The sequence below is a fragment of the Klebsiella sp. 18074 genome (assembly GCF_902705905.1).
Classification (GTDB): Bacteria; Pseudomonadota; Gammaproteobacteria; order Enterobacterales; family Enterobacteriaceae; genus Klebsiella; species Klebsiella terrigena.
Genome location: NZ_CACSIS010000007.1, coordinates 44,539 through 57,514, shown reverse-complemented (window position 1 = coordinate 57,514; position 12,976 = coordinate 44,539). Strand labels below are relative to the sequence as shown.

Below are 12,976 nucleotides of genomic sequence, written 5' to 3'. Positions count from 1 at the left end.
TACCATAGCCATAGTTGCCACAAATAGATCGCTGGCCGCGGTATAATCCGTGCCGTTTTTACTCACTTACCGGAGATTTTATGGACCCCGATCCCACTCCTCATCCTCGATGGAGTTACCCCCCTTTCCGGTAAGCCTGCTTAGCACTGCTTTACCGGAAGCGTAAAGCAGTGACGTCCTTGATGTCCCTGCCATAAAAAATAATGCCTGACAGGTATGGTTTTACCGTGCCCGTCGCTTTTGCTGCGTTCGTCCTGCGAGCGCGGAGGGACTGTTTATGCTGAAAAATTTTACCCGGCAGCTGTTTGCGCAGCTTAGCCGCCACCTGCCACACCGTCTGGTGCAGCGCGATCCGCTCCCCGATGCCCGCAATCTGGCCAGCGCGCCGATCCCTGACTCGCTGGGCAAACGCTGCCTGAACGTGGCGGCCATGGATGAAAACGAACTCTGGCGCGCCTTCGACAGCCACCCGGAAGGGCTCAACGCCGCCGAAGTGGCGCAGAAAGTTGCGGCGCACGGCGACAACCAAATCCCCGCCCAGAAGCCTTCGCCGTGGTGGGTGCATCTGTGGACCTGCTATCGTAACCCCTTCAACCTGCTGCTGACCGTGCTGGGCATCGTCTCCTACTCTACGGAGGATCTGTTTGCCGCGGGCGTGATTGCGCTGATGGTCGGGATCTCCACGCTGCTCAACTTTATTCAGGAAGCCCGCTCCACCAGGGCGGCGGATGCGCTGAAGGCGATGGTCAGCAACACCGCCACGGTGCTGCGGGTGGTCAACGAACAGGGCGAAAGCCGCTGGTGCGAGCTGCCTATCGACCGGCTGGTGCCGGGGGATATCGTTAAGCTCTCGGCGGGAGATATGATCCCGGCGGACCTGCGCATTCTCCAGGCCCGCGATCTTTTTGTCGCCCAGGCGTCGCTGACCGGCGAATCGCTGCCGGTGGAAAAAGTGGCCCGCAGCCGCAACCCGCTGCAGAGCAACCCGCTTGAGTGCGATACCCTGTGCTTTATGGGCACCAACGTGGTGAGCGGCACGGCGCAGGCGATCGTTTTCGCCACCGGCGGCGGCACCTGGTTCGGCCAGCTGGCCGGGCGGGTGAGCGAGCAGGAGAGCGAACCTAACGCCTTCCAGAAGGGCATCAACCGCGTCAGTATGCTGCTGATCCGCTTTATGCTGGTGATGGCGCCGGTGGTGCTGCTGATCAACGGCTTTACCAAAGCCGATTGGTGGGAAGCGGCGCTTTTCGCCCTATCGGTGGCGGTTGGCCTGACGCCGGAAATGCTGCCGATGATCGTCACCTCGACCCTGGCACGCGGGGCGGTCAAGCTGTCGAAACAGAAGGTTATCGTCAAACATCTCGACGCCATCCAGAACTTTGGCGCGATGGATATCCTGTGTACCGATAAAACCGGCACCCTGACCCAGGATAAAATCGTGCTGGAAAACCATACCGACGTTTCTGGTAAGGTGAGCGAGCGGGTGCTGAACGCCGCCTGGCTTAACAGCCACTACCAGACCGGGCTGAAAAATCTGCTCGATACCGCGGTGCTGGAGGGCGTGGAGCTGGATGCCGCCCGCCAGCTTGCCGAGCGCTGGCAGAAAGTGGACGAGATCCCCTTCGACTTTGAGCGCCGCCGGATGTCGGTGGTGGTGAGCGAGCAGGAGGGTGTCCACCAGCTTATCTGCAAAGGCGCGCTGCAGGAGATCCTCAACGTCTCGACCCAGGTCCGCTACAACGGCGATATCGTGCCGCTGGACGAGACCATGCTGCGCCGTATTCGCCGGGTAACCGACACGCTGAACCGTCAGGGGCTGCGCGTGGTGGCGGTGGCCACCCGCTATCTGCCGGCACGGGAAGGGGACTATCAGCGGGCCGACGAGTCGGACCTGATCCTCGAAGGCTATATCGCCTTTCTCGATCCGCCGAAAGAGACCACCGCCCCGGCGCTGAAAGCGCTGAAGGCCAGCGGCATTACCGTCAAAATCCTTACCGGCGATAGCGAGCTGGTGGCGGCGAAGGTATGCCATGAGGTGGGGCTGGACGCGGGTGAGGTGGTTGTCGGCAGCCAGATTGAAGCGCTCAGCGATGATGAGCTGGCGGCGCTGGCGAAACGCACCACTCTGTTTGCGCGCCTGGCGCCGCTGCATAAAGAGCGCATCGTGACGCTGCTCAAACGCGAGGGGCACGTGGTGGGCTTTATGGGCGACGGGATTAACGACGCCCCGGCGCTGCGCGCGGCGGATATTGGGATTTCCGTCGACGGGGCGGTGGATATCGCCCGCGAGGCGGCGGATATCATCCTGCTGGAAAAGAGCCTGATGGTGCTGGAAGAGGGGGTTATCGAAGGGCGCCGCACTTTTGCCAACATGCTCAAGTACATCAAAATGACCGCCAGCTCGAACTTCGGCAACGTCTTCAGCGTGCTGGTAGCGAGCGCATTTCTGCCGTTCCTGCCGATGCTGCCGCTGCACTTGCTGATTCAGAACCTGCTGTACGATGTATCCCAGGTGGCGATCCCGTTTGATAACGTTGACGATGAGCAAATCCGCAAACCGCAGCGCTGGAACCCGGCCGAGCTGGGGCGCTTTATGGTCTTCTTCGGCCCGATTAGCTCAATCTTCGATATCCTCACCTTCTGCCTGATGTGGTGGGTGTTCCATGCCAACGTGCCGGAAGCGCAGACGCTGTTCCAGTCGGGCTGGTTTATTGAAGGACTGCTGTCGCAAACGCTGATTGTGCATATGATTCGTACCCGACGCATTCCGTTCGTCCAGAGCCGCGCCGCGTGGCCGCTGTTCGCCATGACCCTGGTGGTGATGGTGGTCGGCATCGCGCTGCCGTTCTCGCCGCTGGCGGGCTATCTGCAGCTGCAGGCGCTGCCGCTGAGCTACTTCCCGTGGCTGATTGCGATTCTGGCGGGCTACATGACGCTGACCCAGATGGTCAAAGGCTTCTACAGCCGCCGCTACGGCTGGCAGTAGTCCTGGCTTCCTCCGCCCCTCTCCCGTTCAGGGGAGAGGGCATTTATCTTAAACCTCATCAAGTTGTGAAGCGCGTCATCTCATTTCCTTGACGCTCTTTTTGGCGCATGTTAACCAAATGTTTTGCTTTTTTTTGGCCCGTCATCAAAAGGAAAACTCATGCTTAACACCCTGCGCTATGGACTGCTTACCAGCGGATTAATTCTCAGCGGCCTGGCCTGCGCCGCCGCGGCGGGCGATCTGCCGCTTATGCCCTGGCCGGCTCACGTCGAGCGTCCGCAGGCGCAGGGCGAGCTGGTGCTGAATAATCAGCTGACGCTAAACGTCACCGGCGACGATTTGGGGGATGCCGCCGGCCGCTGGCGCGAGCGCATCGCCCGCCAGACCGGCTGGACGCTGCAGCCGCAGCTGGCGCCGGTGAAAGCGCCGACGATTAACGTGGTGATTGCCAAAAAGGTCCCGGCCATTCCGCGCCCGGACAGCGATGAAAGCTACCAGCTGAAGGTGAGCGCCGAGGGCGTTACCCTCAGGGCGAATACCCGCTTCGGCGCGCTGCGCGGGATGGAAACGCTGCTCCAGCTGATCCAGAACGGCGCGGAGAATACCGCCATTCCTTACGTTACGATCGACGATGCGCCGCGTTTCCCGTGGCGCGGGCTGCTGCTCGACTCCGCGCGCCACTTTATGCCGCTGGAGGCCATCAAGCGGCAAATTGACGGCATGGCGGCCGCCAAGCTCAACGTTTTCCACTGGCACCTGACCGACGATCAGGGCTGGCGCTTTGCCTCCACGCGCTATCCGAAGCTGCAGCAGCAGGCCAGCGACGGGCTGTTCTACACCCAGGCGCAGATGAAAGAGATCGTGCGCTACGCGACGGAACGCGGCATCCGCGTGGTGCCGGAAATCGACATGCCCGGGCACGCCTCGGCCATTGCGGTGGCCTATCCAGAGCTGATGAGCGCGCCGGGACCCTATCAAATGGAGCGCCACTGGGGCGTGCTTAAGCCGGTGCTCGACCCGACCAAAGAGGCCACTTACGCCTTTGTCGAGGCGATGATCGGCGAACTGGCGGCGATCTTCCCCGATCCCTACCTGCATATTGGCGGGGATGAGGTTGACGACAGCCAGTGGCAGGCGAATCCGGCAATCCAGAAGTTTATGCGCGGCAAGGGGCTGGCGGACAGCCACGCGCTGCAGGCGTATTTCAACCGCCGGCTGGAGACGATCCTCGAAAAATACCATCGCCAAATGGTGGGCTGGGACGAAATCTATCATCCCGATCTGCCGAAAAGCATTTTGATCCAGTCGTGGCAGGGGCAGGACGCGCTGGGGGAGGTGGCGAAGCACGGCTACCGCGGGATCCTCTCTACCGGATTTTATCTCGATCAGCCGCAGTACACCGCCTATCACTACCGCAATGAAGTCGTGCCGCAGGGCCTGAACGGGGTCGACATCATTACCGATAACGACAGCGCCCAAAGCTGGAGCTTTGTGATGCCGCGGCTGAAGGGGAGCGCGGTGGAAGGCAGCTTCACGCTGATAAAAGGCGAGAGCGGATGGCGCGGGTTTATTGATTTTAAAGGAAAATCACGTCGGGCGGTGCAGGATATCGCGTGGTTGAACGATAGCCAGATAACCTTCAGCGTCGATACCTGGATGGGGGAAACCCGGCCGGTGCTCACCGTTAATGACGATAAGCTTGGCGGCTACTTCCTGTTGGGCAACGTCCGCTATCCGGTGAGCGGGCAGCGGCTGGACGATGTGCCGGAGGGGATCCCTCCGGTGGTTCCCGATGCCGAACAACAGAAGAACCTGCTCGGTGGCGAAGCGGCGCTGTGGGCGGAAAACGTGGCGGCGCCGGTGCTGGATATCAAGCTGTGGCCGCGGGCCTTCGCGGTCGCCGAGCGGCTGTGGTCGGCGCAGGATGTCAAAGACAGCGACAATATGTACCAGCGCCTGCAGGCCATGGACGGCTGGTCAACGGTCTCGGTCGGCCTGCAGCAGCACGGTCAGCAGCTGGTGCAGTTCACCCGGCTGGCAAACGGCGGCAGCACCCTGGCGCTGCAGATTCTCGCCCAGGCCATCGAGCCGGCGCACTATTACACGCGCCAGCATCTGAAATTCCAGGCCAATAACTATCATCAGTTTGAGCCGCTGAACCGCCTGGCCGACGCGCTGCCGCCGGAGAGCGACACCGTGCGCAGCCTTGACCGCTGGGCCGAAAGGCTGATTAGCGATGCGGAAGATAACGAAAGCGCGGACGCGCTGCGTCACGTCTTTACCCGCTGGCAAAATAATACCGCCGATGCGCTGGCGTTAACGGAAAGCAGCTATCAGCTGGCGGCGATCGGCCCGGTGGTGCAGCAGGTTGATAAGCTGGCGACGCTGGGCCTGCGCCTGACGGACCTGGTGGCTCGCCAGGGCACGCTGGATGATAAGGAGTATGCGTCGGTGCAGGCGCAGCTGGATGAGGCGGCGAAAACGCAGGATGAGCTGGTGATTGCAGCGGTCTATCCGCTGGAGAAGCTGCTGCGGGCGACGAAGGTCGAGTAGGGGAGATATGGCAGTGCCGGCCTTAGGGCCGGCACTGTGGCAGAGACGCTTTCCCGCTGAAGCCTGCTGCTTAGCTAACGATCCCGTTTAGCTTTTCCATCACCTCATCCGACAATACTATTTGCGCGCTTGCCAGGTTCTCCTGCAGATGCTGCGGCGACGACGTGCCGGGGATCGGCAGAATATTGACCGAGCGCTTGAGCAGCCAGGCGAGGGCGACCTGCATGGGCGTAGCCTGTAATTCGCGGGCGACCTCATCGAGCCGCGAGGACTGCAGCGGCGAGAACCCGCCGAGCGGGAAGAACGGCACGTAGGCGATCCCCTGGGCGGCCAGGCTATCGACCAGCCCGTCGTCCTGCCGGTTGGCAAGGTTGTACATGTTCTGAACGCAGACGATCGGCGTCATCTTTTGCGCATCGGCGATCTGTTTGGCGGTCACGTTACTCAGGCCAATATGGCGGATTAATCCGCGCTCTTTCAACTGAACCAGCGTTTCCAGCTCCTTTTCCAGCGGGCCTTCCTTCGGCGTATGGACGTCGTGCATGCTGCGCAGATTCACCACCTGTAGGGCGTCCAGCCCCAGATTTTGTAAGTTCTCTTCTACCGCGCGGGTCAGCTCCTGCGGGCTGAAGGCCGGGATCCAGCCACCCTTTTCATCCCGACGAGCGCCGACCTTAGTGACGATGCACAGGTCGTCGGAATAGGGATGCAGCGCCTTTTTAATCAGCCTGTTGGTCACATGCGGACCGTAAAAATCGCTGGTATCAATGTGGTTAACGCCGGAGGCGACGGCATCGCGAAGGACCTGAATTGCCCGGGCCTCATCTTGAACCGGGCCAAAAACGCCCGGACCTGCCAGCTGCATTGCGCCATAGCCTAAACGGTTAACTTCGCGGTCGCCGAGGCGGTAAGTCATCGTGGGTTTTGCCATGTTGCTCTCCTGGGTAAGTGTGTTTCGATTGTATCGGTGAATGTGCTGTGCAACTATCCGGCTAAATGAGGACAACCTGTACGAGGTGGCGCACAGTGTCGATGGATATGGGGTTGCTGCATGCGGTGGTCGAAGTGGCGAAGGCCGGCGGATTTCGTGAGGCGGCGCGGATCACCGGCAGCAGCGCGTCGCGGCTAAGCGATGCCGTGCGTCGTGCGGAAGAGCAGCTTGGCATCAGGCTGTTTCATCGCACCACGCGCACCGTGGTGTTGACCGAAGCCGGCAGGGCGCTGATTGAGCGTCTGCTTCCGGCGATGAACGAAGTGGACGCCGCGCTGGATTCTCTCAATCGCTATCGTAATACTCCCGGCGGCACGCTGCGGCTGAACGTGCCGGTCAGCGCCGCGCGGCTGGTATTACCCTCGCTGGTGCCGGAGTTCATCCGCCGTTACCCCAATATCCAGCTGGAGATCGTCGCTGAAAGTAACGTCCAGGATGTGTTTCGCGACGGCTGCGATGCCGGAATTCGCTATGATGAGCGGCTCGAGCAGGATGTGATTGCTCTGCCTATCGGGCCGCGACGCCAGCGTTTTGCCGTAGCCGCCGCACCGGCGTATTTAGGTCAGCACGGCAGACCTACGCATCCGCGCGACCTGATGCACCATCAATGTATACGCGGCCGCTACGCCACGGGCGTCATGCCGGCGTGGGAGTTTGAGCGCGAGGGGGAAAGCTACAGCGTTCAGGTGAATGGCCCGCTGGTGGTGAGCGTCGGTAGCGCAGTCGACCTGGCGGTTGACTCCGCGATTGCCGGTACCGGCGTTATCTACCTGTTTGAAGAGTGGCTGCAGCCCGCCTTCGCCAGCGGCCAGCTCGAGCCAATATTACAGCCGTGGTGGCTATCGTTCTCCGGGCCCTATCTTTACTACCACGATCGTCGGCTGATCCCCGTGCCCCTGCAGGCGTTTATTGATTTTGTGCGTGAGCGGAACGCGTTGCCGCGAGATGAATAGCCAAAGCTATCCCTGGCGTCCCTTAAGCGTTGCTGCTGTACATAATCTGTGGGATGAGCGCAGGTTTAGGATATCGGGTTGGATGCGCTCCGTAACGGGGTAATCGCAGTCTGAAGGGCTTTTCGGCGGCGGGTGACGGCTGCTCAACCCGCGGCCGGTAGATAACCCTCTCCGTGGCGGAGAGGGCTGAACAATCAGCGACGAATCGCGATCGCTTCAATCTCAATCTTCACGTCTTTCGGCAGACGCGCAACTTCGACGCAGGAGCGTGCCGGGAAGGTCGCATCATGCTCGGTGAAAAACGCTTCATACGCGGCATTCACGGTGGCGAAATCGTTCAGGTCTTTAACGAATACGGTGGTTTTAACGATATCGCCCACTTTCAGGCCTGCTGCTTCAACGATAGCCTTTACGTTGTCCAGAGACTGGCGCGCCTGAGCGGCAACATCTTCCGATACGCTGCCCGTTTTAGGATCAATCGGGATCTGGCCGGAAGTGATGATCATGCTACCCAGATCAACACCCTGAACGTACGGGCCGATAGCTGCGGGTGCATTTTCCGTCGCGATAGTTTTAGACATGAGTTCTCCTGAATAACAGCTTAATTAAGAAGTGACGCGAAATCCTTCGGGTTGCATCGACGCGGCAGGAGGCGAGTCGCCGTGGGCGCTCACGCCGCCGACAAGGAAGCAGCTTGAAGGATAGCGCGTTAAGGACCCGGCCATTATAGGGAGCCGGGTTGCCAATACCAACCTCAATTAGTTGGCCAGAACCACATTATGTGAAAACTCTTTTTCACAATATTTGCACTTCAGCGCGATGTCATTTTCACGTTTTTTCACCGCAAAGCTGGAGGAAACGGGCTCGGCGTGGCTGATACAGTTGCTGTTCGGGCACACCAGCACGCTGTTAATCCGCTCCGGCAGATTGGGGCGCGACTTGCCGACCACTTCGTAATCGTCGATACGGTTCACCGTCGCCTGCGGGGCGTACAGCGCCAGCTGGTTGACCTGCTCGTCGGTCAGGAAGGTGTTCTCGATTTTAATCAGATCCTTGCGGCCCATTTCGCCTGACGGCAGGTTCAGGCCGATGGTGATGCGCTGGTCGGTTTCGGTCAGCTTGAACAGCGTCAGCAGCTTAAAGCCCACATGCGCGGGGATGTGGTCGATGACGGTGCCACGCTTAATGGCTTCTACCTGCAGTTTATTATCGTGTGTCATGGTCGTTTCCCCTTACAGAGCCAGCTCGCTATTCAGTACCAGCGCCAGTAACGCCTGGCGTGCGAAGATGCCGTTGCCGGCCTGCTGGAAGTACCAGGCGTGCGGCGTTGTATCAACATCGGTGGTGATTTCGTCAATGCGCGGCAGCGGGTGCAGCACTTTCATATTGTCGCGGGCGCCTTCAAGATCGGCGGCGCGCAGCACAAACTGCGCCTTCACGTTGGCATATTCCGACGGGTCGAGGCGCTCTTTCTGGACGCGGGTCATATAGAGAATATCGACCTCCTCCATGACTTCATCAATGGCGCTATGGACGCTCCAGGCAATCCCTTTTTCATCGAGCATATCGAGGATGTACTGCGGCATGGCCAGCGCGTCAGGAGCGATAAAGTAGAAGTGGTTGCCGTTAAATTTCGCCAGCGCCTGGGTCAGGGAGTGCACTGTGCGGCCGTACTTGAGGTCGCCGACCATCGCCACGTTGAGGTTTTCCAGGCGGCCCTGGGTTTCCTGGATGGTGAACAGATCCAGCAGGGTTTGCGTCGGGTGCTGGTTGGCGCCGTCGCCGGCGTTGAGCACCGGAATGCCGCCGGAGAATTCGGTTGCCAGGCGCGAGGCGCCTTCCTGCGGATGGCGCATCACGATGGCGTCAACGTAGGTGCTGATGACCGAAATGGTGTCGGCGAGGGTTTCGCCCTTTTTGCCCAGCGAGGTATTGCTGCTGTCGGAGAAGCCTACCACGCTGGCACCGAGGCGGTGCATCGAGGTTTCGAACGACAGACGGGTGCGGGTAGAGGCTTCAAAAAAACAGCTGGCGATAACCTTGTGCTTCAGCAGTTCCGGCTGCGGGTGCGCTTTCAGCTTTGCAGCGGTCGCCAGGACCAGTTCAAGGTCTTCGCGGCTGAGATCGTTTATGGAAATGATATGTTTTTGATATAGCGGGTTAGCCATGTTTATCTCCTGACGCCTGGGCAAAAAAAAAGCCCCTTAAATAAGGGGCTTCGAGAATTCATTGAGCAACGGAAAGAAAAACGCTACGCCAGCGCCTGTTTTCAGACGCGGTAAGACAGAATGTCGTACGCAATAGACCATGCTTCCTCCCGGCAAATCGACCGGCATTATACGCAGCTCAAATTTCGGATCAAGCGATTAGTCCACAAACAGGTAAACGTTTGCTTCGATATCGCTGCGCCAGCGCAAAAAAGCGTTAAAAAGTGGTGGTATGGCAGTCGTAAGGGGCGTATAAAAAAACGTAAATGAAAAGCTGTTTTATATTTGAGGGTTATTATGATCGTCGGCAACATTCACCATCTGCAGGTCTGGCTACCGGAGCCGCTGCGTCACGCTATCGAATACGTTAAGGCTCACGTCACCGAGCATACGCCGCTCGGCAAGCACGATATTGACGGCAACAACCTGTTTTATCTGATTTCGCAGGATACCACCGAAGCGCTCAGCGAGCGCCGTGCCGAGTATCACGCGCGCTACCTGGATATCCAGATTGTGCTGCAGGGCGAGGAGGGGATGACCTTCAGCACCCGGCCCGCCGGGACGCCGGATATCGACTGGCTGGCGGATAAAGACATCGCATTCCTCGCCGCCGGCGAGGAGGAGAAAACCATGATCCTCCGCGCGGGAGATTTTGTGGTGTTTTATCCAGGAGAGGTGCATAAGCCGCTGTGCGCGGTGGGCTCGCCCGCCAAAGTGCGCAAAGCGGTGGTAAAGATGCTGATGGGCTAAGAGCCATTACTCCCCGGCTGCGCAGTACTTGCCGGGGAAAGGGGGCGGTGCGGTGGCCCGAATAAGGCACACGTGCCGCCTCCGGGAAGTCCCCGCCGGGTTATTTACTCAGGGTCGCGACCATCACCGCCTTGATGGTATGCATGCGGTTTTCGGCCTGATCGAAGACGATGCTCGCCGCGGATTCAAACACCTCGTCGGTGACTTCCATCCCGCCATGCAGGCCAAACTCGGCGGCCATCTGCTGGCCAAGCGCGGTTTGATCGTCGTGGAACGCCGGCAGGCAGTGGAGGAACTTCACCTGCGGGTTGCCGGTCAGCGCCATCATGCTGCTGTTCACCTGATAGTCACGCAGCTGGGCGATACGCTCGGCCCACTTCTCTTTGGCTTCGCCCATCGATACCCAAACGTCGGTATAGATAAAGTCCGCGCCCTTCACGCCGGCGGCGATATCTTCGGTCAGGGTGATGTTGCCGCCGTGCTTTTGCGCCAGCGCTTTGCACTCGGCCACCAGGCTCTCTTCCGGCCAGCAGGCCGCCGGCGCGACGAGGCGCAGATCCAGCCCGGTAAGGGCCGCCGCTTCCAGCATCGAATTGCCCATGTTATTACGCGCGTCGCCGGCGTAGGCAAGGGTCATTTCGTTGAACGCTTTCCCCGGCAGGTGTTCCTGCATGGTCAGCAGATCCGCCAGCAGCTGGGTAGGGTGAAATTCGTTGGTCAGGCCGTTCCACACCGGTACGCCGGCGTATTGGGCGAGGGTTTCAACCACTTCCTGGCCGTGGCCGCGGTACTGAATACCGTCATACATCCGGCCCAACACGCGAGCGGTATCTTTAATGGACTCTTTATGGCCGATCTGGCTGCCGCTTGGCCCGAGGTAGGTCACGCGCGCGCCCTGATCGAATGCGGCAACTTCGAAAGAGCATCGTGTGCGGGTAGAGTCTTTTTCGAAGATGAGCGCGATGTTTTTGCCGGCGAGATGCTGGATTTCAATGCTGTTTTTTTTATCGGTTTTGAGTCTGGTCGCCAGCTTGAGCAGGGCGGTGATTTCTGCAGGTGTAAAATCAAGTAACTTCAAAAAATGCTTCTGATAAAACGTCGACATGGTTCCCTCGCATGGCTTAAGCCACTTATTGAATTAAAATTCACTTTATATGTATGAATATTCATTTGCAACCCCGCCGCACAAATCTTTCGCGCAAAGGTGGAGGCAATCACGGCGGTATGTGACAATAGAAGTAACTGCCGCACATTATGAGGAACGAGCCATGGCAAACCCGGAACTACTGGAAGAACAGCGTGAAGAAACGCGTCTGATTATCGAAGAGCTGCTCGAAGACGGCAGCGATCCGGACGCGCTGTACACCATTGAGCATCATCTCTCCGCCGACGACTTCGAAACGCTGGAAAAAGTTGCGGTAGAAGCCTTCAAGCTGGGTTACGAAGTGACCGAGCCGGAAGAGCTGGAAGTCGAAGAGGGCGAAACCGTTATCTGCTGCGATATCCTGAGCGAGAGCGCGCTGAAGGTTGAGCTGATTGATGCCCAGGTTGAACAGCTGATGACGCTGGCAGAAAAGTTTGGCGTCGAGTATGACGGTTGGGGCACCTACTACGAAGACCCTAACGGTGAAGATGGCGACGAAGACGATGACGAAGATTTCGTCGATGAAGATGACGACGGCGTACGTCACTAAGCCGCTGATGGATACGGCGGTATCTGCCGCCGTATAGCAAGGAATCTCGATGGACTACCCGCAAATACTCTCCCCCGTACTCAACTTCCTGCACTGCACCACCCCGCAAGCGTGGATTGATGAAGCCCGTAAGCCGGAAAATCTGCCGCTGCTGCTCACCGATCATATGGTCTGCGAGCTGAAAGCGGCGCAGAACGCCATGCTGCTGGTGCGTAAATATGTGGCGGATAAAGAGGGTGCTGACGAGCTGCTGGCCTGCCTGAAGCCGTACGAGGACTTTACCTACCGCTGGGGCCCGGAGCCGGATTTCGTCGCGCTGCATAAGCGGATCAATAAAAGCACCATGCCGCATACGGACGACCCGTGGGGACGCCAGCTGATTGACAGCATGGTGCTGCTGATTAAAGAAGAGCTGCATCACTTTTGGCAGGTGCGCGAGATCATGCAGGCGCACGATATTCCCTACGTCAAAATGACCGCCAGCAGCTACGCCCGCGGACTACGCCGGGAGGTGCGATCCCATGAGCCGGCGATGCTGATCGATAAGCTGATCTGCGGGGCCTATATCGAAGCGCGCTCCTGCGAGCGCTTTGCCGCCCTGGCGCCGTGGCTGGAGGAGAGTCTGCAGAAGTTCTACCTGTCGCTGCTGCGCTCCGAAGCGCGCCACTTCGAGGATTACCTGCGCCTGGCGCAGCAGATTGCCGGGGAAGATATCAGCGAGCGCGTGCGCCAGCTGGGGGCCGCGGAAGCCGCGCTGATCAACGCGCCGGAGGCGGAGATTCGCTTTCATAGCGGGGTGCCGGTGGCGGCCTGAAGTGGGGTTCCCGGAGCAACGGGACGAG

At 59.4% G+C, this 12,976-nt stretch carries 14 protein-coding genes; 7 read left to right on the top strand and 7 right to left on the bottom strand.

Going from position 1 to position 12,976, the window contains the following annotated elements:
* The first annotated feature begins 80 nt into the window (after positions 1-80).
* The 3 genes from mgtL (at position 81) to GVK32_RS08850 (ending at position 5,539) form a co-directional block, all read left to right on the top strand.
* A complete protein-coding gene (gene mgtL, locus GVK32_RS29505; protein WP_227697828.1) occupies positions 81-134 on the top strand; it encodes a mgtA regulatory leader peptide MgtL in 54 nt (17 codons plus the stop codon).
* A gap of 143 nt (positions 135-277) precedes the next feature.
* On the top strand, positions 278-2,986 hold the full coding sequence (gene mgtA / locus GVK32_RS08855) for a magnesium-translocating P-type ATPase (protein ID WP_159867459.1): 2,709 nt from the start codon (positions 278-280) through the stop codon (positions 2,984-2,986).
* A gap of 159 nt (positions 2,987-3,145) precedes the next feature.
* Positions 3,146-5,539 (top strand): beta-N-acetylhexosaminidase, encoded by a 2,394-nt coding sequence (locus tag GVK32_RS08850; protein ID WP_159867456.1) that lies wholly within the window; start codon positions 3,146-3,148, stop codon positions 5,537-5,539.
* Positions 5,540-5,609: 70 nt separating this feature from the next.
* Here GVK32_RS08850 and GVK32_RS08845 read toward each other — a convergent pair whose 3' ends face one another.
* Positions 5,610-6,470: an aldo/keto reductase family oxidoreductase gene (locus GVK32_RS08845; RefSeq protein WP_159867453.1), complete on the bottom strand. Its 861-nt coding sequence runs from the start codon at positions 6,468-6,470 to the stop codon at positions 5,610-5,612.
* Positions 6,471-6,565: 95 nt separating this feature from the next.
* Between GVK32_RS08845 and GVK32_RS08840 the strand changes: the two genes are divergently transcribed.
* Positions 6,566-7,483 (top strand): LysR substrate-binding domain-containing protein, encoded by a 918-nt coding sequence (locus GVK32_RS08840; RefSeq protein ID WP_159867450.1) that lies wholly within the window; start codon positions 6,566-6,568, stop codon positions 7,481-7,483.
* Between the two features lie 194 nt (positions 7,484-7,677).
* Here the strand turns inward: GVK32_RS08840 and ridA are convergent, their stop codons facing one another.
* The 5 genes from ridA to GVK32_RS08815 all read right to left on the bottom strand — a co-directional run bounded on the left by ridA (position 7,678) and on the right by GVK32_RS08815 (position 9,792).
* The gene (ridA, locus tag GVK32_RS08835; RefSeq protein ID WP_159867447.1) at positions 7,678-8,064 is read right to left on the bottom strand and encodes a 2-iminobutanoate/2-iminopropanoate deaminase; all 387 of its coding nucleotides are present in this window, start codon (positions 8,062-8,064) and stop codon (positions 7,678-7,680) included.
* A gap of 177 nt (positions 8,065-8,241) precedes the next feature.
* Positions 8,242-8,703, bottom strand: coding sequence for an aspartate carbamoyltransferase regulatory subunit (gene pyrI, locus GVK32_RS08830; protein ID WP_159867444.1), 462 nt, complete (start codon positions 8,701-8,703; stop codon positions 8,242-8,244).
* 12 nt (positions 8,704-8,715) lie between these two features.
* Entirely contained in the window at positions 8,716-9,651 is a 936-nt protein-coding gene (pyrB, locus tag GVK32_RS08825) for an aspartate carbamoyltransferase (protein ID WP_159867441.1), read from the bottom strand.
* 2 nt (positions 9,652-9,653) lie between these two features.
* Entirely contained in the window at positions 9,654-9,713 is a 60-nt protein-coding gene (locus tag GVK32_RS29435) for a pyrBI operon leader peptide (protein WP_112150686.1), read from the bottom strand.
* Positions 9,688-9,792, bottom strand: coding sequence for a pyrBI operon leader peptide (locus GVK32_RS08815; protein WP_080773194.1), 105 nt, complete (start codon positions 9,790-9,792; stop codon positions 9,688-9,690). The genes GVK32_RS29435 and GVK32_RS08815 overlap by 26 nt, the downstream gene beginning before the upstream one ends.
* A 195-nt stretch (positions 9,793-9,987) precedes the next feature.
* On the opposite strand from GVK32_RS08815, the gene GVK32_RS08810 reads away from it, so the two are divergent.
* The gene (locus tag GVK32_RS08810) at positions 9,988-10,440 is read left to right on the top strand and encodes a YhcH/YjgK/YiaL family protein (protein ID WP_159867438.1); all 453 of its coding nucleotides are present in this window, start codon (positions 9,988-9,990) and stop codon (positions 10,438-10,440) included.
* Positions 10,441-10,540: 100 nt separating this feature from the next.
* On the opposite strand, the gene argF is transcribed toward GVK32_RS08810, so the two are convergent.
* Complete coding sequence (gene argF, locus GVK32_RS08805; RefSeq protein WP_041143787.1) at positions 10,541-11,545, bottom strand: ornithine carbamoyltransferase; 1,005 nt, start codon at positions 11,543-11,545, stop codon at positions 10,541-10,543.
* 163 nt (positions 11,546-11,708) lie between these two features.
* On the opposite strand from argF, the gene rraB reads away from it, so the two are divergent.
* Together rraB and miaE are read left to right on the top strand one after the other, a co-directional pair.
* Positions 11,709-12,134, top strand: coding sequence for a ribonuclease E inhibitor RraB (gene rraB, locus GVK32_RS08800; protein WP_041143788.1), 426 nt, complete (start codon positions 11,709-11,711; stop codon positions 12,132-12,134).
* Positions 12,135-12,183: 49 nt separating this feature from the next.
* Positions 12,184-12,948: a tRNA isopentenyl-2-thiomethyl-A-37 hydroxylase MiaE gene (miaE, locus tag GVK32_RS08795; protein ID WP_045853290.1), complete on the top strand. Its 765-nt coding sequence runs from the start codon at positions 12,184-12,186 to the stop codon at positions 12,946-12,948.
* The last annotated feature ends 28 nt before the right edge of the window (positions 12,949-12,976 follow it).

What these genes read in the sequence shown, in the direction of transcription:
- GVK32_RS08815 (WP_080773194.1), bottom strand. Translation starts at nt 9,792, where the DNA reads ATGGTCTATTGCGTACGACATTCTGTCTTACCGCGTCTGAAAACAGGC.
- pyrB (WP_159867441.1), bottom strand. Translation starts at nt 9,651, where the DNA reads ATGGCTAACCCGCTATATCAAAAACATATCATTTCCATAAACGATCTC.
- mgtA (WP_159867459.1), top strand. Translation starts at nt 278, where the DNA reads ATGCTGAAAAATTTTACCCGGCAGCTGTTTGCGCAGCTTAGCCGCCAC.
- GVK32_RS08845 (WP_159867453.1), bottom strand. Translation starts at nt 6,470, where the DNA reads ATGGCAAAACCCACGATGACTTACCGCCTCGGCGACCGCGAAGTTAAC.
- miaE (WP_045853290.1), top strand. Translation starts at nt 12,184, where the DNA reads ATGGACTACCCGCAAATACTCTCCCCCGTACTCAACTTCCTGCACTGC.
- pyrI (WP_159867444.1), bottom strand. Translation starts at nt 8,703, where the DNA reads ATGACACACGATAATAAACTGCAGGTAGAAGCCATTAAGCGTGGCACC.
- argF (WP_041143787.1), bottom strand. Translation starts at nt 11,545, where the DNA reads ATGTCGACGTTTTATCAGAAGCATTTTTTGAAGTTACTTGATTTTACA.
- GVK32_RS08850 (WP_159867456.1), top strand. Translation starts at nt 3,146, where the DNA reads ATGCTTAACACCCTGCGCTATGGACTGCTTACCAGCGGATTAATTCTC.
- GVK32_RS08810 (WP_159867438.1), top strand. Translation starts at nt 9,988, where the DNA reads ATGATCGTCGGCAACATTCACCATCTGCAGGTCTGGCTACCGGAGCCG.
- ridA (WP_159867447.1), bottom strand. Translation starts at nt 8,064, where the DNA reads ATGTCTAAAACTATCGCGACGGAAAATGCACCCGCAGCTATCGGCCCG.
- rraB (WP_041143788.1), top strand. Translation starts at nt 11,709, where the DNA reads ATGGCAAACCCGGAACTACTGGAAGAACAGCGTGAAGAAACGCGTCTG.